Source organism: Nonomuraea marmarensis, assembly GCF_043197025.1.
In the GTDB taxonomy this organism is placed as follows: domain Bacteria; phylum Actinomycetota; class Actinomycetes; order Streptosporangiales; family Streptosporangiaceae; genus Nonomuraea; species Nonomuraea marmarensis.
The window spans coordinates 238,268-256,580 of sequence record NZ_JBICRM010000002.1; the positions used below are offsets into that span (position 1 = coordinate 238,268).

The window sequence follows — 18,313 nt, forward strand, 5'->3', positions numbered from 1 at the left end:
GGCCCTCCGCCTGCTCGCCGCCCCCGAGACGGCTAATTGCGGCCACCTGCGTGTTCCTGCTGAGATCGAACAGCCGTTCGGCTACGATGGACCACGTCTTCCTCGACTGTCGATGAAAATGTCGGTGGCAGGCCGTAGCTTTCACTCGACTGATCGGACCACGACTCTCCAGGGGGAGTTCCCATGGCTATCAACGACCGCGAGAAGGCCCTCGAGACCGCCCTCGCTCAGATCGAGCGGCAATTCGGCAAGGGCTCCGTCATGCGACTGGGCGATGACGCCCGAGCCCCCATCGAGGTGATCCCCACGGGATCGATCTCCCTTGACGTGGCCCTCGGCATCGGCGGGCTGCCGCGCGGGCGCATCGTCGAGGTCTACGGCCCGGAGTCCTCGGGCAAGACCACGATCGCCCTGCACGCGGTGGCCAATGCCCAGCGGGCCGGCGGCATCGCGGCGTTCATCGACGCCGAGCACGCCCTCGACCCCGAATACGCCAAGAAGCTGGGAGTCGACACCGACGCCCTGCTGGTCTCCCAGCCCGACACGGGCGAGCAGGCGCTCGAGATCGCCGACATGCTGATCAGGTCGGGCGCCGTCGACATCATCGTCATCGACTCGGTGGCCGCGCTGGTGCCCAAGGCCGAGATCGAGGGCGAGATGGGCGACAGCCACGTCGGCCTCCAGGCCCGCCTCATGTCCCAGGCCCTGCGCAAGATCGCCGGTGCCCTCAGCAACACCGGCACCACCGCCATCTTCATCAACCAGCTCCGCGAGAAGATCGGGGTGATGTTCGGATCACCTGAGACCACAACGGGCGGAAAGGCCCTAAAGTTCTACGCTTCGGTCAGATTGGACATTCGCCGCATCGAGACGCTCAAGGACGGCACGGAGGCGGTCGGCAACCGCACCAGGGTCAAGGTCGTCAAGAACAAGATGGCCCCGCCGTTCCGGGTGGCCGACTTCGACATCCTCTACGGGGTGGGCATCTCCCGTGAGGGCGGCCTCATCGACATGGGCGTGGAGCACGGCTTCGTCCGGAAGTCCGGCGCGTGGTACACGTACGAGGGTGACCAGCTCGGCCAGGGCAAGGAAAACGCGCGCAACTTCCTGAAGAGCCACCCCGACATGGCCAACGAGATCGAAAAGAAGATCAAGGACAAGCTGGGCGTGGGTCCCCGCCTCGACACTCCCTCCGAGCCCGCCCCCACCCCGGCCCCGGCCGCCGCCCCCTCCGGGCGGGCCTCGAAGCCCACCCCGAAGCCGGGTGACGTCTGATCGGTAGTCCTATGAGTGACACGGACCGGCCACAGGCGCCCCACCCTCAAGCCGGGGGCGCCTGGCCCGCCCACTCCGCAACGGACGACAACTCGTCACAGGACCGTGACGCCACTTCGCCAGGCCTTCGTGACGACGGCACCTCGTCACGCAGGCGTGACGTGGCTCGGTCGGCTGCGGGTGGCTGGCCATCGGTCGACGAGTGGAGCGAACAACGCACCCGCCTCCGCTCCTCAGAACCGTCATCCGCGGAGGCCCACGAAGGCCAACCCAGCGCTGCCGAAGCCGGGCTAAGTGGCCAGGTCATCGTTGATCGGGCCGTCGGCGATCAGGAGGACGCCGGCCGGCGTTCGGGCGGACAGGCTCTTACCGGCGGTCAGGAAGGTGTCGGCCGGCGTTCGGGTGCGGATGCTGCATCCGGTGACCAGCGGGGCGACGGGTGGCATTCCGAGGTATTGGCTGGGAATAGCTGGTTCTCGGACGAGCAGGCGGACGTCGGTAAGAAACGATCGGGCAGAGGGCGCCGATCGGGCCGGTCCAACGGACGGGCTGGGAAGGATGCGCGGGGCCGGCTGCCCGGAGGGCCTGATGTAGAGAGCCCTGCCGGTGCTGGACCCGAGGCCGATCCGGAGTCGGTGGCCCGGGCCATTTGCCTTCGCCTCCTCACCATGGCCCCTAAGACGAGAGCCCAGCTCGCCGAAGCCCTTCGCAAACGGGACGTGCCGGAGGAAGCCGCCGAGGCGGTCCTCGGTCGCTTCTCCGAGCTCGGCCTGATCAACGACGAGGCATTCGCGGCGGCCTGGGTCGATTCCCGGCACCATGGTCGCGGCCTGGCCAAGCGTGCCCTGGCGGCCGAGCTGCGCCATCGGGGCGTGGACACCGACACGGTGAACGAAGCCGTGGAGCGCCTCGATTCCGACCAGGAGGCGGAGACGGCCCGGCGGCTGGTGGAACGCAAACTCGCCGCCACCCGATCCCTCGACCCGCAGACTCGTACCCGGCGCTTGGCGGGCATGCTCGCGCGCAAGGGCTACTCCTCGGGGCTGGCGTTCCGCGTCATCCGGGAGGCGCTCGAACAGGAGGGCATCGAACTGGAGGAGGACTTTCCATAACCTGCCGTCCTCACGACTGCGCCCACGCTCGCGGCTGCGCTTCGTGCCCGCGCCCCGGCCGCGTGCTCGCGCCGGGTCCGTCTCCGTACCTGGGGTTGCCTCCATGCGCGTCCGAAGTCGGCGTGACTCGGTTTGCCCCTGTGATGGTGCGCACCCGTAACCCGGCCAGGCTCGGCCGACCCCTGCCTCAGCGGCAATTCGGGCGGTAAGGGGTGATATGGGGCTAAGTGTGGAGATGCGAGCCTGTAAGACACGCTTGATGACGCGTTTGCTTGCTCGTGACTTGTTCGACGCATAACCTCGACGGCAGTGAGGAGTTACTCCGCGCAGCGCGGATTGCCATACCGGTGAACGACGGACGAACGAGCTCGGGCGATCGAGGCAGGCGAGGTGTCGGCTTTACCAGTCGACGCCCGGTCAGTCTTGGGGTGATATCGATCCTGGTGGCCGGGCTTGACGTGGCGCGCTTGTGACCCCTCCCGATTTGAGGCCGCGTTATGAGGTGTTGACGACGCGAGGAGGGCGGGGCACACATGGGGCCGCTTGTCGTGGTGCTGATGGTGGCGGTGCTCGTGCTCGCGTTCGGGATGATCGTCGCACTCCTCGTCGTCATACGACGCACCTCAGGCAGCAGCCTGCCCCGCGCGGCCAAGCCCAGTCCTGAGCAGGTGCAGGCCGTACACGAAGAGCTCGAACAGGCGCGTGAGCAGGCGCGGGAGATCCGTGACAAGGCGGAGACCGACGCCGAGGAGATCCTGCGCAGGTCCGAGACCGCCGCGCAGAGCGCCGCGCAGATGCGGCGGGAGGTCGAAGAGGAGAGCCGGATGCTGAAGTCCGAGCTCAAGGAGCTGCGCTCCGACCTCGAACGCAGGGAGGCCAGGCTGGCCGAGCGGGAGCAGCGGCTGGACGAGGAGGCCAGGCGGCAGTCCGAGCGGGACAGGAAGCTGGCCGAGACCGAGGTCGAGCTGGCCGACCGCCGCGAGGAGCTGCTCCAGGTCGAGCAGGAGCGGCGGGTCATCCTCGAACGGGTTTCCGGCCTGACCGGTGACCAGGCCAAGGCCGAGCTGGTCAAGGAGATCGAGAACCAGGCCAAGCGCGAGGCCGCGCTGATCGTCAGGGAGATCGAGGGCGACGCCCGCAAGGAGGGCGAGAAGCGGGCCACCAAGATCGTGACATTGGCGGTTCAGCGGGTGGCGGCGGAGCAGACGGCGGAGTCGGTCGTCAGCGTGTTGCATCTGCCCGGCGACGAGATGAAGGGGCGGATCATCGGGCGCGAGGGCCGGAACATCAGGGCGTTCGAGTCCACGACGGGTGTGAACCTGATCATCGATGACACGCCCGAGGCGGTGCTGTTGTCGTGCTTCGATCCGGTGCGGAGGGAGACGGCCCGGCTGACGCTGGAGAAGCTGGTCCTGGACGGCCGGATCCATCCGCAGCGCATTGAGGAGGCGCACGACCGCAGCCGCCAGGAGGTGCAGGACCTGTGCGCGCGGGCCGGTGAGGACACCCTCGTGGAGCTGGGGATCACCGACATGCATCCCGAGCTCACGTTGTTGCTCGGGCAGCTGCGCTACCGCACCTCCTACGGACAGAACGTGCTCAAGCACCTCATCGAGTCCGCCCACATCGCCGGGATCATGGCGGCCGAGCTGAAGCTGGACCAGCCGTTGTTGAAGCGCTGCGCCCTGCTCCACGACATCGGCAAGGCGCTCACGCACGAGGTCGAGGGCAGTCACGCGCTGATCGGGGCGGAGATCGCCCGCAGGTACGGCGAGCAGGAGGACGTGGTGCACGCCATCGAGGCGCACCACAACGAGGTCGAGGTACGCACCGTCGAGGCGGTTCTCACCCAGGCCGCCGACGCGATCAGCGGCAGCCGTCCGGGGGCCCGGCGCGAGTCCCTGGAGGCGTACGTCAAGCGGCTGGAACGGCTGGAGGAGATCGCGCAGTCGTACGAGGGCGTGGAGAAGGTCTTCGCCATGCAGGCCGGGCGGGAGATCCGGGTCATGGTCAAGCCGGACGCGATCGACGACATCCAGGCCCAGGTGATCGCCCGCGATGTGGCCAAGCAGGTGGAGGAGGAGCTGACCTATCCCGGGCAGATCCGCATCACCGTGGTGCGGGAGTCCCGCGCCACCGAGTTCGCCCGTTAACCGAAGAGCTGCTGGTAGAAGGCCAGTTCGGCGGCCAGGGCCGCAGTGCGCGTCTCAGTACGGCGGAAGCCGTGCGCCTCGCCCTCGAACGCCAGATAGGTGCAGGCGACACCGCGTTCCAGCAACGCGTCGGCGAAGGCCGTGGACTGCTCGGGCGGCACCACGGGATCGTCGAGCCCCTGCAGGAGCAGCATGGGGCACGACACCCCGTTCACGAGGGCGAGCGGCTCCCGGTCGGCGTACACCTCAGGATCGGCCCCCACCAGCCACTCCACGTATCGTGACTCGAAGTCGTGCGTGTGCGCGACGAGCGGCGCGAGCGCGCTGACCCCGAAGTACGACACCCCGCCCGCGAACACCTCCGACCGGCAACACGCGGCCATCACGGTCCACCCACCCGCGCTGCGCCCGCGCACCGCGATCCGGGCCGGATCGGCGATCCCCTCCGCGGCCAGCCACTCGGCGGCGGCGACCGTGTCGGCCACGTCAACCAGCCCCCACTGCCCCTTCAACCGCTCCCGGTACGCCCTGCCGTAGCCGGTCGAGCCGCCGTAGTTGACGTCGAGCACGCCGATGCCCCGCGAGGTCAGGAACGCCTTCTCCAGGTCGAGCACGGTCCCGGCGTGCGCGGTCGGCCCTCCGTGCACGAAGATCACGTAAGGGGGCGCGCCCGCGGTCGCCGGGCCGTGCGGCGGGTAGAGGAAGGCAGGGACCGGCGCCTCCACCGCTTGAGGAATGGGCAGGTAGGAGGGGTCGGGCAAGCGCACGAGGTCACGGCGGAGCGATCGGTGCCCGCCCGTCGCCGCGTCCACGCCGACGACCGATGAGGGGGTCGTGGCGGTGTACCCGATCCCGACCACGGACGTGCCCTCGGCGGCCAGCGCGGCGTCCCACCCCGCGTAGGGGACGTCGAGGTCCGCGAGCGTGCCCGACACCGGGTCCAGCAGGCCCAGCCGCAGGTCGCCGCGCCCGTGCAGGACCGCGAGCCGCCCGTCGCCGAGCACGGTGTACGGTCGCCCGCCCAGCCGCCACGGCGGCGACACGAACTCCTCCTCGGCCGGACACAGCGCCCGCAGGCCGTCGCCGTGGCGGCCGATCTCGTAGAGGTTCCACCAGCCGGAGCAGTCGGAGACCAGGTAGAGGCGGGAATCGTCCTTCCACGACGGCGCCAGCACGGACTCCGTGGCGCCGCCCCGCACCGTCCACGAGCCGCCGCCCGACAGGCGGGTGACGCGGAGCTCGGTGCCGTCCCAGGGCATGCGCGGGTGGTTCCAGCAGACATAGGCCAGATGCCGCCCGTCGGGGGAAATGGCGGGAGAGGCGTAGAAGTCGCAGCCGGTGGCCCATTCGCGCGACTCGCCGCCGTCCAGCGGGATCGACACGATGGCCCGGGTGACCTTGCCGTCTTCGGCGTGGCGCTCGCGTACGCACCACACCTGGTCGTCGTGCACCAGCAGGTCAGCGTAGCGGCAACCCTCGGGAGTGAGGGGTTTCGGCTCGCCGTTTTCTCCCAGAATGTACAGGCGCTGGTCTTTCAGGTTGGCGAAGACCACCTCGCCGGCGGGGGTCACGGCGTAGGGGCTGCCGCCGTACTCGTGGACTCGCGTGCGCGCGCTCCACGGGGCCCGCAGCAGCTCACGATGGGTGCCGTCGGCGGCGCGGCAGACGATCGTGGTGCGCCCGCCCTCGTCGGGACGGTCCTCGGTCCACCACACCCGGCCGTCCTGGGCCGTGGGCCAGCCGGGGCGCACGCCAGAACCGGCCACGTCTCTGGTCGAAATGGGGGAGGGCCAGAAAGGCATACCCGCATCCTGCCGGAAGATCGGCAACGGTGCGGACCAGTCCCCCCAGATCAGGGATCAGGGGCAGCCTTCGGGGCGGGGCAGGGACGATGGCAGCTTGAGCCCCGTCCTGCCGAACCACTTGTGCAGCAGCCGCGTCGCCGTCCCGTCCCGCCACATATCGCCGATCGCCCGGTTGACCGCCTCGCAGGTGGCCGTCTCGCCCTTCTTGAGCCCGACGCCCCACTTCTCGTCGATGATCGAGTCGTTCAGCAACCTGAACCTGCCGGGCTCCTGCTCGGCGAACGCGGCCAGCACCAGGCTCTCGGCGCTGATCGCGTCCAGCTGGCCGTTGGCGAGCTTGCGCACGCAGTCGGAGTAGCTGGTCGCGGGCACCAGCACGGCGGGGATGTGCAGCTTGCCGTCCGGGGGCGGGTCTACGATCCGCCGGTACGCGTTCGAGCCCTCGGCCAGGCAGATCCGTTTGCCACGCAGATCGGTGACCTTCTTGATGCTGGTCTCGCCGGCGCGGACCAGCGTGTCCTGGGGGACGATCAGGTACGGACCGGCGAACGTCACCAAGGGCCTGCGTGCCTCGGTGATGGTGTAGGAGGCGACGATCATGTCCACGGTGCCGTTCTGGAGCAGCGCCTCGCGGGTGGACGAGGGCGACTCCCGCCACGTGATCCGCACGTCGCCGCCGTCCGCGAGCCTGTTGACGAGGTATTTCGCGACGTCCACGTCGAAGCCCTGGGGATCGTGGTCGCCCGTCCTCAGCCCCAGGCTCGGCTGGTCCCACTTGGTGCCGACGACGACCTCACCGGCATGCCTGATCTTGTCCACGACGGTGGTGTACGAGCCCCCGCCGCCGCACGCGGCCAGGCCCACCGCCGTGGCCGCCGCCGCGAGCGTCGCCACACGCATGGTCACCCCGATCTCCCCTACGCACTATGGGTAACCCACGCAGGACAGTTTTAGGGCGGCACTTACTAAGATATGGGACTTCTTTGGAGGTCTGTGGGTGTTACGGGCGGCGGGCACGGCACCCGCCGCCCGCTCACTCCACGCCGCGGTCGGGCGCCATGCCCGCGCCCTCGGTGCCCTCACCGGCCCCCAGGCTGACGGCGACCGCGCCGGGCGCCGCGATCGGGCCCTTGACGGCCGTCTTGCGGCTGCGCCTGCTGCGCCGCTCCAGCCAGGTGGCCAGGTAGCTCAGCGCCATGTTGAGCGCCACGTAGATGATGCCGATGACGATCGCCGCCGGGATCAGCGAGCCGAAGAAGCGGGCCGGCAGGATCTTGAACCCGGTGTTGAGCAGGTCGACGTAGGCGATGATGTAGCCGAGCGCGGTGTCCTTCAGCAGCACCACGAGCTGGCTGACGATGGCCGGCATCATCGCGGTGACGGCCTGTGGCAGCAGCACCAGCCGCATCACCTGGTTCTTGCGCATGCCCACCGCGTACGCGGCCTCCGACTGGCCCTTGGGCACGGCGTGCACGCCGGCCCTGACGACCTCGGCGAGCACCGACCCGTTGTAGAAGGTCAGGCCCAGGACCACTGCCATGAACGTGTAGTCGCCGCCGCCCGCCACGGCCGGTGCGAGGTAGAAGATGAAGAAGATCAGCAGCAGCAGCGGGATGGCCCTGAACACCTCGACCACCACGCCGGCCGAGACCCGGATCCAGGTGTGGTCGGAGAGCCTGGCCAGGCCGAAGACCGCGCCGAAGAGCAGCGCGAGCACCGCGGCCACCGCGGCGGCCTGCAGCGTGCCGAGCAGGCCGGGGATGATGTAGAAATCCCACGTCTCCCACTGCAGGAACGGCTGCCAGATCTTGGCTTCCCACTGGCCCTTGGCGTCGAAGCCGGAGTAGACGCCGTACAGGACGGCGGCGACCGCCACGATGCTGATGACCGTGAGGAGGCCGTTGCGCACCCGGGCGCGCGGCCCCGGCGCGTCGAACAGGACGGCGCTGCTCATCGGACCACCGCCAGGCGCCGGGCCAGCCAGCCGGTGAAGTAGCCGATGGGCAGGGTCACGGCCATGAAGGCCACGACGATTCCGAGGAAGATCGGGATCGAGGCACCCACCTGGTCGAAGGCCCCCTTCATGTTGGCGGCCGCGTCGGCGGCGAACCCGCCGGCCACCGCGACGGTGCTGTTCTTGATCATGGCGATCATCACGCTGCCGAGCGGCGCGATGACCGCGCGGAACGCCTGGGGCAGGATGATCATGCGCAGCGACTGCATGAACGTCAGCCCGATCGCCCTGGCCGCCTCCGCCTGGCCGAGGGGCACCGTGTTGATGCCCGCGCGCAGCCCCTCGCAGACGAAGGCCGCGGTGTAGACCGACAGGCCCATCGCGACGATCCAGAAGGAGTTGGTCCGCGGCACCCCGGAGAAGACCAGGCCGAGCTGGTCGCTCAGGCCCAGCGCGGAGAACGCCAGCACCAGCGTCAGGGGGGTGTTGCGCACCACGTTGACGTAGATCGTGCCGGCCGCGCGCAGGACCGGTGTGGGGGAAACTCTCATCGCCACCAGGATGGTGCCGAGAATCAGCGACGCGATCGCGCCCACGATGGAGAGCTTGACGTTCTCCAGGAACCCCTGTGCGAGGTCGGGCGCGTACCTAATCAGATCTTCCATCGTGCTCCACCGCATAGGGCGGCGGCGGCCGGGTCGCCGGCCGCCGCCTCTGGCATGATCAGGCGCAGCCCTCGGCCGGCGGTGCGGCCTCCGACACCTTCAGTCCCTCGATTCCGGCGAACCACTTGGACAGCAGCTGCTTCATCGTGCCGTTGTCCCACAGCTTCTTCACCGCTGTGTTGACGGCCTCGCAGGTCTTGGTGTCGCCCTTCTTCAGGCCGATGCCGTATTTCTCGTCCGTGAAGCCCTGGCCCAGCACCTTGAAGTTGCCGCCGGCCTGCTTGGCGAAGCCCGCCAGGATCAGGTCGTCGGTGGTCACGGCGTCGAGGTTGCTGCCGGTCAGCTTCTGCACGCACTCGGAGTAGTTGGCCGCGTCGACGGTGGTGGCGTCGAGGTCGAGCTCGCCGTCCGGGGGCGGGTCGGTGATCCGCTTGTACGAGTTGGAGCCCGCGGCCTTGCAGATCTTCTTGCCTGTGAGGTCCTGCGGCTTGGTGATCGAGGTGTCGTCCTTGCGGACCATCACGTCCTGGTGGGCGACGACGTAGGGGCCACCGAAGGTGACCTTGCCCTTGCGCTCCTCGGTGATGGAGTAGGTGGCGAAGACGATGTCGACCGTGCCGTTCTGGAGGAACGGCTCGCGGTTGGAGGAGGCCGACTCCTTCCACTCGATCTGCACGTCCTTGCCGCCGGCGAGCTCCTTCACGACCGCCTTGGCCACGTCGACGTCGAAACCCTCAGGCTCGTTGCCCATCTTCAGGCCCAGGCTCGGCTGGTCCCACTTGGTGCCGACGACGATCTTGCTGGCGCCCTGAACCTTGTCGATCACGCTGGCGTAGGTCTGGTCCCCGCCGCCACAAGCGGCCAGACCGGCGGCGAGAGCCGCTACCGAGAGCACCGCTGCTCCCGTTCGACGCATGTGCATGTGTACCTGCCTCAATAATCAGTGCGTGAGGATCTTCGAAAGGAAGTCACGCGCCCGGTCGGTCTGCGCGTTGGTGAAGAACTCGTCGGGGGTGTTCTCCTCCACGATCTGCCCGTCGGCCATGAATACGACCCGGTTGGCGGCCCTGCGGGCGAACCCCATCTCGTGCGTGACGACCATCATGGTCATCCCGTCACGCGCCAGCCCGATCATGACATCGAGCACTTCCTGCACCATCTCGGGGTCCAGTGCGGAGGTCGGCTCATCGAACAGGATCATCTTCGGGTCCATGGCCAGCGCCCTGGCGATGGCGACTCGCTGCTGCTGACCGCCGGAGAGCTGGGCCGGATATTTGTCGGCCTGCGCCGCGATGCCCACGCGCTCGAGCAACTCCATCGCCCGCTTGCTCGCCGCGTCCTTGGCGGTGCGGCGCACCTTGACCGGGCCGAGCGTGACGTTCTCGCGGATGGTCTTGTGCGCGAACAAGTTGAACGACTGGAAGACCATGCCTACTTCAGAACGTAGTCTAGCCAGCGCTTTTCCCTCCTCGGGCAGCACCTGGCCGTCAAATATGATCTTCCCGTCGTCGATCGTCTCCAGACGGTTGATCGCGCGGCAGAGCGTGGACTTCCCGCCGCCCGAAGGACCGATGACGACCAGAACCTCGCCACGAGAGACGGTCAAGTTGATGTTCTTCAGGACATGCAACGCCCCGAAGTGCTTGTTGACGTTCTCCAACTGAACCAGTGGAGTGGCGTCGCCGTTCTCCGTCATGGACCAAAACGGTAGAGGGCATTAGAGCGCTGGTCACTAACTGAGCGGTACCGATCCGATCACATCATGCCATCAAGCTGGTCTTTTAGATCGGTACGGGCCACCGCAAGCCGGACAACGACTACCCTTGAACGTGCCATGACTGTGACCCAGGAGGGCGCCCGCACATACGAAGTGCGCACATACGGGTGCCAAATGAATGTTCATGACTCCGAGCGGCTGTCAGGCCTGCTGGAGGACGCCGGCTACGTGCCCGCCCCGGACGGTGAGACGGCCGACGTGGTCGTGTTCAACACGTGCGCCGTGCGGGAAAACGCCGACAACCGCCTCTACGGCAACCTCGGCCACCTCAGGCCCGCCAAGGTGAGCAATCCGCGCATGCAGATCGCCGTGGGCGGCTGCCTGGCGCAGAAGGACCAGGGTGAGATCGTCCGCAAGGCCCCGTGGGTCGACGTGGTGTTCGGCACCCACAACATCGGCTCGCTGCCGGTGCTGCTGGAGCGGGCGCGCATCGAGGGCGAGGCGCAGGTCGAGCTGAAGGAGTCGCTCGAGGTCTTCCCCTCGACGTTGCCCACCAAGCGCGAGTCGGCCTACGCCGCGTGGGTGTCCATTTCGGTCGGCTGTAACAACACGTGCACGTTCTGCATCGTGCCGTCGTTGCGCGGCAAGGAGAAGGACCGGCGGCCGGGCGACGTCCTTTCCGAAGTCCGGACACTGGTGGACCAGGGCGTCCTGGAAGTGACGTTGCTGGGCCAGAACGTCAACACGTACGGCGTCGAGTTCGGCGACCGGCTGGCCTTCGGCAAGTTGCTGCGCTCGTGCGGCACCATCGACGGCCTGGAGCGGGTCCGCTTCACCTCGCCGCATCCGGCCGCGTTCACCGACGACGTGATCGCCGCCATGGCGGAGACGCCCAACGTCATGCACCAGCTCCACATGCCGCTGCAGTCCGGCTCGTCGCGGGTGCTGCGCGCGATGCGCCGCTCCTACCGGGCCGAGCGTTACCTGGGCATCATCGAACGCGTCCGCGCCGCGATGCCGGACGCCGCCATCTCGACCGACATCATCGTCGGCTTCCCGGGGGAGACGGAGGAGGACTTCCAGGGCACGCTCGACGTGGTCCGGCAGAGCCGCTTCGCCAACGCCTTCACCTTCCAGTACTCCATCCGCCCGGGGACTCCTGCGGCCACCATGCCCGACCAGGTGCCCAAGGAGGTCGTGCAGGAGCGCTACGAGCGGCTGGTGGCGCTGCAGGAGGAGATCTCCTGGGAGGAGAACAAGAAGCAGGTGGGCAGGACGCTCGACGTGCTGGTGGCCGAGGGTGAGGGCCGCAAGGACGAGGCCACCCGTCGCCTGTCGGGCCGGGCCGCCGACAACAGGCTGGTGCACTTCGCGGTCGGGGCCGAGACGCCCCGGCCCGGGGACATGGTGACGGTCGAGGTGACGTACGCCGCGCCGCACCACCTGGTGGCGGACGGTGCCGTGCGGGAGGTCAGGCGCACGAGGGCGGGCGACGCCTGGGAGTCCCGCCAGTCGGGTCCGGCGGCGGGCTCGGGCGTGCTGCTGGGCATGCCCACCATCGGACGCCCGGCGTCCGCTCCCGAGGCTTCCTGCTCGGCTGTCTGAGGTGCCTTTTCGCCCACCGGCGCACGGCCGGTGGGCGGTCAGCGGGTGAGGCGGTCCAGGAAGCTGTAGCACGGTTCGCGGCGGAAGTCGTGGAACGTGGCGCATGGGTCGATGCCTCGCGAAGACGGCGGTGCGACCCTGCGTCGGTCCGGTTCCGGGGTGGGTGGCGCCTGAGGGGAGGGGGATCCCGCTGGCCGGGTGGGTTTGGAACGTTCCAGATGAGATGGAGATGCGAGCGGCGGTGCCGCCGTGGTGGGGGACGGGATGGAGGAGCCGGCGGCCAGCGACGGGACCGCCTGGATCCAGGGCAGTGGCAGGACTCCCGATGTGGCCGGAACCTCTGTGGCGGAAGGCGACGGACTTGGGGAATTCGATCTTGGGGAAAGCGGGGATTTCCGATCGAATTCCGGAGACGGCTCCGGCGAGTTTGTGAATGCCAGGAAAATTCCCAGGGTGGCGGTGACGAGTACCCCGGTGACTCCGGCCACGGATGCCAGGCGGGCGCGACGACCTGGGCAAATGGATCTATGGGGGGACAAGTCGTGATTCCTTTGTGATTGGTGTGCGAGCATTCAGTCGTTGCGGCTAGTGTGGTCTATCACCCGCGGAAGCCGGTGAGCTTTCCCCGAGTACGACCGCAGGGAGCTGTCACAACCATGCGTGATCCGATCGAGCCGGATGGTCACGAGGTCCTGTCCGGACCAGGCGACACCCGGCTGGCATCGAGGAATGCGAACTCGAGCACCCAAGCCCCGAAGAACAAGAAGAAGACCGCCATCATCGCCGCCTCGGTGCTCGTCGCCGTGCTCGCGGCAGGCGGCGCCGGCTACCTGCTGGCCGGAAACCCCCTCGGCGCCACCCAACAGGGCAGCGGCCGGCCCGTGACCTCCCAGAGCGCCGGCGGCGACGAGGAGCTCCAGGACGACGACGCCACCATGGGCGACGTCAAGACCGACGCCCCCGACGGCGGCGTGTCGACCGACGCGCCGGACGACGGCAGCGTGGGCGACGTCAACACCGATCCGGGCAGCGGCGGCGACCCCGCGGCCGACACCGGTTCGAAGGGCACGGACTCCACTGGCGGCACGCCTCAGACCGGCGGCGGCAAGAAGCCCTCGACCACGTCCCCCACCAAACCGCCGCAGTCACCCGCGGGCGACAACCCGGCCGACGGCCCGGCCGGGGAGCTCTCCGGACAGTGCGCCTCAAGCGGTTGCTGACGCCGTACCGGTGAAGTGGCTTGGCGTTTATGGGTGGTATTGGACCTATGGCGGGAGCCACTCCGGTTCGTAGGGTCGTGGGATGACGATTGACCACGCGGCCGCCCTGCGGTCGTTGCACGTTCCTGGGACCCCGTTGGTGCTGCCCAACGTGTGGGACGCCGCCTCCGCGCGCGCCGTTCAGGAAGCCGGGTTTCCCGCGGTCGCCACCGGCAGCGCGGCCGTGGCCCGCGTGCTGGGGTACGCGGACGGCGAGGGCACGCCGGTCGGCGAGATGATGGCGGCCGTGGCCCGGGTGGTCAGGGCCGTCGACGTGCCCGTCACCGCCGACGTCGAGCGCGGCTACCGGCTCAAGCCCGCCGAACTGGCCGAACGCCTGCTGGCGACCGGAGCCGTGGGCTGCAACCTGGAGGACTCCATTCCGGGTACGGGCGAGCTGGCCGACGCCGGCGCCCAGGCGGACTTCCTGGCGGGGGTGCGGGACGCCGCGGGGCCGGGGTTGGTGATCAACGCGCGGATCGACACGTACATTCGCGGGCGGACGTCGCGCGAGGAGGCCGTCGAGCGCGGGCGGCGGTATCTGGCGGCGGGGGCCGACTGCGTGTACCCGATCGGGCTGGGCGATGAGGACGAGATCCGGGCGCTGGTCGGGGAACTGGGAGCGCCGGTGAACGTGCTGTTCAGGCCGGGGGTTCCGGCGCTCGCGCGGCTGGGTGAGCTGGGGGTGGCCAGGATCAGCTTCGGCGGCGGGCTGCACCAGGCGGCGCACGTCTACGCCCAGGGGCTGTTCGCGAAGGTGCGGGAAGGTCAGAGTCCCTACTGATCCGGGCTGTGGACCTGACGGCGCGGTACGGGGATCGTCATCAGGTCGCGGGCGAGCACGACCTCCCCGTCGAAGCTGCGCCGCACCTCCGCGGCGAAGGACGGCTCGTCGGCGAACCCGTACCGCTCGGAGAAGTGTGTGAGCACCAGCCTGCGCACCCCCGCGTCCGCCGCCACCAGCCCCGCCTCGAACGCCGTCAGATGCCCGTATTCCTTGGCCAGCCCGCTCTCCGAGGACAGGAACGTGGACTCGATCACCAGCAGGTCCGCCCCCGAGGCCAGCTCGAAGACGGCGTCGCAGAGCCGGGTGTCCATGACGAACGCCGCGCTCTGCCCCGGTTTGGGCACGCTGCACTGGTCCAGCGTGACCCCGCGCACGGAGCCGGTGCGCTGGAGCTCGCCGACCTCAGGGCCGCGGATGCCGTGCGCGGCCAGCTTGCCGGGCACCATGCGGCGCCCGGCGGGCTCCTGGACGCGGTAGCCGTACGACTCGATGGGGTGGGACAGGCGGCGCGCGGTCAGCGGGCCGACGCCGGCCAGGTCGCCGGAGACGGGATGCTCGGAGATGACGGAGGTGTCGGCGAACGCGGCGGCGTGGCGGAGCCTGCGCCAGTAGGACTCGCCGGAGGCGGGGAAGACCGCGCGCACCGGATGCCTGACCCGGTCGCGGGCGATGCGCTGGACGATCCCGGGCACGCCCAGGCAGTGGTCGCCGTGGAAGTGCGTGAGGCACAGCCAGTGCACGTCGTGCGCGCTCAGCCCGGCGTGCACCATCTGCCGCTGCGTGCCCTCGCCGGGGTCGAAAAGGAAGCCTTGACCGTCCCAGCGCAGAAGGTACCCGTTGTGGTTACGGTGTCGGGTAGGAACCGCGCTGGAAGTGCCCAGCACCACGAGCTCACGTGAGGACATGATGACCACAGTCGCCTTGGCCGAGGTGCCGACGCCGGTGGGCCCGTTCGTGCTGGCCGTCACCGAGGTCGGTCTCATGGCGTCGGGCTGGGGGTCCCGTGCGGGGCTGGCCGACCGTCTCGGGCTGGCTGAAGTCCATGATGCGGATCGTACGGCCTTCGCGGTCGCCGAACTCAACGCTTATTTCGCCGGCGACCTGCGGGCCTTCGAGACGCCCATCGACTGGCGGCTCATGTCCGGCTCGCGGCTGCGGGTCCTGCAGGCGCTCCACCAGGTCCCGTACGGCACCGCCGTCACGTACGGCGAACTCGCCCGGCGCAGCGGTTCCAGCGTGCCCGCCCGGGGGATCGGCTCGATCATGGGCTCCAACCCGATCCCGATCGTCGTGCCCTGCCACCGCGTGATCGCGGGCAACGGCCTGGGCGGCTTCAGCGGCGGCGAGGGCGTGGAGACCAAGCGCTGGCTGCTGACCCACGAGGGCTACCTGCAGCCGACACTGCTGGATCTCTAGCACACTTGTCGCTGTGCGCCAGCAGCCAGTCATCGCCGTCGTGGGCCCCACCGCGGCCGGAAAGTCCGACCTCGCCGTGGACCTCGCGCTCCGGCTGGGCGGCGAATGCGTCAACGCCGACTCCATGCAGCTCTACCGGGGGATGGACATCGGCACGGCCAAGCTCACCCCGGCCGAGCGGCGCGGGGTCCCGCACCACCTGCTGGACATCTGGGACGTCACCGTCACGGCCAGCGTGGCCGAATACCAGCGGCTGGCCAGGGCGGTCTTCGAGTCCGTCGAGACGCCCGTGCTGGTCGGCGGCAGCGGCCTCTACGTCCGGGCGGCCATCGACGACCTGGAGTTCCCCGGCACCGACCCGGAGATCAGGGCCAGGCTGGAGTCCGAACTGGCCGAACGCGGCCCGGATCCCCTCTACGAGCGGCTCAAAGAGCTCGACCCGGCCGCCGCGGCGGCGATCCTGCCGAGCAACGGCCGCCGCATCGTGCGCGCCCTGGAGGTGATCGAGCACTCAGGGCGTCCCTTCTCGGCCACCATGCCCTCCTACGACGCCGTCTACCCCAGCGTGCAGCTCGGCCTGGAGGTGCCCAGGCCGGAGCTGGACGAGCGGATCGCGGTCAGGGTCGAGCGCATGTGGCGGGCGGGCCTGGTCGAGGAGGTACGGGCGCTGCTCGGGCAGGGCCTGGCCGAGGGCCGCACGGCGGGCCGCGCACTCGGATACGCCCAGGTCATCCGCTTCCTGGACGGCGAGTGGAGCGAGGAGCAGGCGATCGAGGAGACCGTCAGGGCCACCAGGCGCTTCGCCCGCCGCCAGGAGTCCTGGTTCCGCCGCGACCCCCGGGTGTGCTGGTTGCCCTACGACGCTCCCGACCTCCTGGAGAGATCCCTCGCGCGGATCGCAGGACACCCGTGCGCATAAACTCCTAGAATGCGCTTTCTCAAGGGGCACGGCACCGAGAACGATTTCGTCATCCTGCCTGATCCCGACGGCGGGGTGGACGTGTCCGCCGCGCTCGTCGCCAGGATCTGCGACAGGAGGGCCGGCATCGGGGCCGACGGAGTGCTCAGGGTGGCGCGCACCAAGCAGAGCCACGAGGTGACCGAGCAGGCGTCCGCGGCCGAGTGGTTCATGGACTACCGCAACGCCGACGGCAGCATGGCGGAGATGTGCGGCAACGGCGTACGCGTGTTCGCCCGCTACCTGGTCGACGCCGGGCTGGTGGAGCCGCCGGAGTTCGCGGTGGCCACCAGGGGCGGCGTGCGCAGGATCCGGGTCGAGCCCAGCGGCGACATCACCGTCGACATGGGCAAGCCCGTCGTGTACGGCGAGAGCGTGGCCAGCGTCGGCGGCCAGGAATACACCGGGCTCCACGTCGACATGGGCAACCCCCATCTGGCCTGCGCCATCGGCGACCCGGTCGTCCAGCTCGACCTCACCCACCAGCCGGGCTTCGACCCCGGCGTCTTCCCCGGCGGCGTCAACATCGAGCTGTTCAACCCGGTCGGGGTCAGCCGCGTGGTCATGCGCGTCTACGAGCGCGGCTCCGGCGAGACCCGCTCCTGCGGCACCGGCGCGGTGGCCACGGCCATCGCCGCGGCGCACCTGTCGGGCGACACCACCGGCACGTGGACGGTCGAGGTGCCGGGCGGCACGCTGACCGTCACCCTCGACGAGGACACCAGCTACCTTACGGGCGCCGCGATCATCGTGGCCGAGGGCGAACTGATGCTTGCAGAATGATGTTCTCCTGAGGGATGCTGAGTCCGCTTCCCGAACCGAGGTGGTGGACATGGCTGATCCACGCACGACCGCGGCCCTGGCCAAGGCGCCCATCGGCCAGTTCGGCGGCGGGTTCATGGTCTCCAGAGAGGCCAAGGCCGTCTGCGAGGAACACGGGCTCGGCGCCCGCGAGCTCTACTTCAGAGGCCGCTGCGGCGTGCTCGGCGAGTGCGACGCCGACGTGGTCAACTCGGTCGTCGTCTTCTTCCCGCCGGAACACGTCGAAGAGAGCTGGAACGGCGGCCGCAAGCTCCCCGTCGAGCGCGCCGTCGAACTCTACACCGAGGTGTGCAGGGCCTGGGGCAGGCGCAAGCTGGGCGGCTACGACGGCTGCGGCAGGATCGCCGAGCTGCTCCAGCCGGTCGTCGAGCGGGCCTCGCCGGTCGGCGTCCCGTTATTCGCCGGGTGGCGGACCGTGCCGCTGGCCGACGACCCGCCCGCTCGCGCCGTCCAGCTCATGCACGTCGTACGCGAGCTGCGCGGCGGCCTGCACGCCAACGCCGTGATCGCGGCGGGCCTGCACCCGCTGGAGGCGACGCTCGCGACCAGGCACGACGCGACCCCGTTCGGGACGGCGGCGGGCGAGATGATCGCCAGGTTCTTCAACTGGCCAGAGCCCTACGCCACGCCCGGGCCTGACGTCGTGGCGCGGCGGGCGGCGGTGGAGGAGAAGACCGACGACCTGATGGCGCCGGTATTTTCGGCCCTCGACGACGGTGAATCGGACGAGCTCATCGAGCTTCTGCGTTTTGGGCACGCCCGTTGACCTGGCAGACTGACTGCCC

The 18,313-nt window shown here is 69.3% G+C and carries 18 protein-coding genes; 10 read left to right on the forward strand and 8 right to left on the reverse strand.

What is annotated here, in order from left to right:
• The first annotated feature begins 183 nt into the window (after positions 1-183).
• Positions 184-1,275: a recombinase RecA gene (gene recA, locus ACFLIM_RS04110; RefSeq protein WP_393162023.1), complete on the forward strand. Its 1,092-nt coding sequence runs from the start codon at positions 184-186 to the stop codon at positions 1,273-1,275.
• Between the two features lie 290 nt (positions 1,276-1,565).
• On the opposite strand, the gene ACFLIM_RS04115 is transcribed toward recA, so the two are convergent.
• On the reverse strand, positions 1,566-1,721 hold the full coding sequence (locus ACFLIM_RS04115; protein WP_393162025.1) for a hypothetical protein: 156 nt from the start codon (positions 1,719-1,721) through the stop codon (positions 1,566-1,568).
• A gap of 222 nt (positions 1,722-1,943) precedes the next feature.
• Here ACFLIM_RS04115 and ACFLIM_RS04120 point away from each other — a divergent pair, with 222 nt between their 5' ends.
• Both ACFLIM_RS04120 and rny read left to right on the forward strand, forming a co-directional pair.
• Positions 1,944-2,387, forward strand: coding sequence for a regulatory protein RecX (locus ACFLIM_RS04120; RefSeq protein WP_393162027.1), 444 nt, complete (start codon positions 1,944-1,946; stop codon positions 2,385-2,387).
• A gap of 533 nt (positions 2,388-2,920) precedes the next feature.
• Positions 2,921-4,540 (forward strand): ribonuclease Y, encoded by a 1,620-nt coding sequence (rny, locus tag ACFLIM_RS04125; RefSeq protein WP_393162029.1) that lies wholly within the window; start codon positions 2,921-2,923, stop codon positions 4,538-4,540.
• Here rny and ACFLIM_RS04130 read toward each other — a convergent pair.
• The 6 genes from ACFLIM_RS04130 to ACFLIM_RS04155 form a co-directional block, all read right to left on the reverse strand.
• Positions 4,537-6,342, reverse strand: a complete 1,806-nt coding sequence (locus tag ACFLIM_RS04130) for a S9 family peptidase (RefSeq protein WP_393162031.1) — start codon at positions 6,340-6,342, stop codon at positions 4,537-4,539. The two genes, rny and ACFLIM_RS04130, sit on opposite strands and share 4 nt — an antisense overlap.
• 57 nt (positions 6,343-6,399) lie before the next feature.
• Positions 6,400-7,245, reverse strand: coding sequence for a glutamate ABC transporter substrate-binding protein (locus tag ACFLIM_RS04135; RefSeq protein WP_393162512.1), 846 nt, complete (start codon positions 7,243-7,245; stop codon positions 6,400-6,402).
• A gap of 133 nt (positions 7,246-7,378) precedes the next feature.
• Entirely contained in the window at positions 7,379-8,299 is a 921-nt protein-coding gene (locus tag ACFLIM_RS04140; protein WP_393162033.1) for an amino acid ABC transporter permease, read from the reverse strand.
• Entirely contained in the window at positions 8,296-8,964 is a 669-nt protein-coding gene (locus tag ACFLIM_RS04145) for an amino acid ABC transporter permease (RefSeq protein ID WP_393162035.1), read from the reverse strand. Before ACFLIM_RS04145 ends, ACFLIM_RS04140 begins: the two co-directional genes overlap by 4 nt.
• Before the next feature lie 58 nt (positions 8,965-9,022).
• Positions 9,023-9,859, reverse strand: a complete 837-nt coding sequence (locus ACFLIM_RS04150; RefSeq protein WP_393162037.1) for a glutamate ABC transporter substrate-binding protein — start codon at positions 9,857-9,859, stop codon at positions 9,023-9,025.
• Between the two features lie 45 nt (positions 9,860-9,904).
• Entirely contained in the window at positions 9,905-10,660 is a 756-nt protein-coding gene (locus tag ACFLIM_RS04155) for an amino acid ABC transporter ATP-binding protein (RefSeq protein WP_393162039.1), read from the reverse strand.
• Between the two features lie 138 nt (positions 10,661-10,798).
• Here ACFLIM_RS04155 and miaB point away from each other — a divergent pair, with 138 nt between their 5' ends.
• The 3 genes from miaB to ACFLIM_RS04170 all read left to right on the forward strand — a co-directional run bounded on the left by miaB (position 10,799) and on the right by ACFLIM_RS04170 (position 14,329).
• A complete protein-coding gene (gene miaB / locus ACFLIM_RS04160; RefSeq protein ID WP_393162041.1) occupies positions 10,799-12,286 on the forward strand; it encodes a tRNA (N6-isopentenyl adenosine(37)-C2)-methylthiotransferase MiaB in 1,488 nt (495 codons plus the stop codon).
• Between the two features lie 656 nt (positions 12,287-12,942).
• A complete protein-coding gene (locus ACFLIM_RS04165; RefSeq protein WP_393162043.1) occupies positions 12,943-13,506 on the forward strand; it encodes a hypothetical protein in 564 nt (187 codons plus the stop codon).
• A gap of 82 nt (positions 13,507-13,588) precedes the next feature.
• Positions 13,589-14,329, forward strand: coding sequence for an isocitrate lyase/PEP mutase family protein (locus ACFLIM_RS04170; RefSeq protein WP_393162044.1), 741 nt, complete (start codon positions 13,589-13,591; stop codon positions 14,327-14,329).
• Here ACFLIM_RS04170 and ACFLIM_RS04175 read toward each other — a convergent pair.
• A complete protein-coding gene (locus tag ACFLIM_RS04175) occupies positions 14,323-15,237 on the reverse strand; it encodes a ribonuclease Z (protein WP_393162046.1) in 915 nt (304 codons plus the stop codon). The genes ACFLIM_RS04170 and ACFLIM_RS04175 overlap by 7 nt on opposite strands.
• On the opposite strand from ACFLIM_RS04175, the gene ACFLIM_RS04180 reads away from it, so the two are divergent.
• Genes ACFLIM_RS04180 through ACFLIM_RS04195 form a run of 4 tightly spaced genes read left to right on the forward strand, consistent with a single transcriptional unit; the run spans position 15,236 to position 18,294 of the window.
• Positions 15,236-15,748, forward strand: a complete 513-nt coding sequence (locus tag ACFLIM_RS04180) for a methylated-DNA--[protein]-cysteine S-methyltransferase (RefSeq protein ID WP_393162048.1) — start codon at positions 15,236-15,238, stop codon at positions 15,746-15,748. The two genes, ACFLIM_RS04175 and ACFLIM_RS04180, sit on opposite strands and share 2 nt — an antisense overlap.
• A 13-nt stretch (positions 15,749-15,761) precedes the next feature.
• A complete protein-coding gene (gene miaA, locus ACFLIM_RS04185; RefSeq protein WP_393162050.1) occupies positions 15,762-16,667 on the forward strand; it encodes a tRNA (adenosine(37)-N6)-dimethylallyltransferase MiaA in 906 nt (301 codons plus the stop codon).
• A gap of 9 nt (positions 16,668-16,676) precedes the next feature.
• Positions 16,677-17,489, forward strand: a complete 813-nt coding sequence (gene dapF / locus ACFLIM_RS04190) for a diaminopimelate epimerase (protein WP_393162052.1) — start codon at positions 16,677-16,679, stop codon at positions 17,487-17,489.
• A gap of 49 nt (positions 17,490-17,538) precedes the next feature.
• Positions 17,539-18,294 (forward strand): SCO6745 family protein, encoded by a 756-nt coding sequence (locus ACFLIM_RS04195; RefSeq protein ID WP_393162054.1) that lies wholly within the window; start codon positions 17,539-17,541, stop codon positions 18,292-18,294.
• Positions 18,295-18,313: the final 19 nt, after the last annotated feature.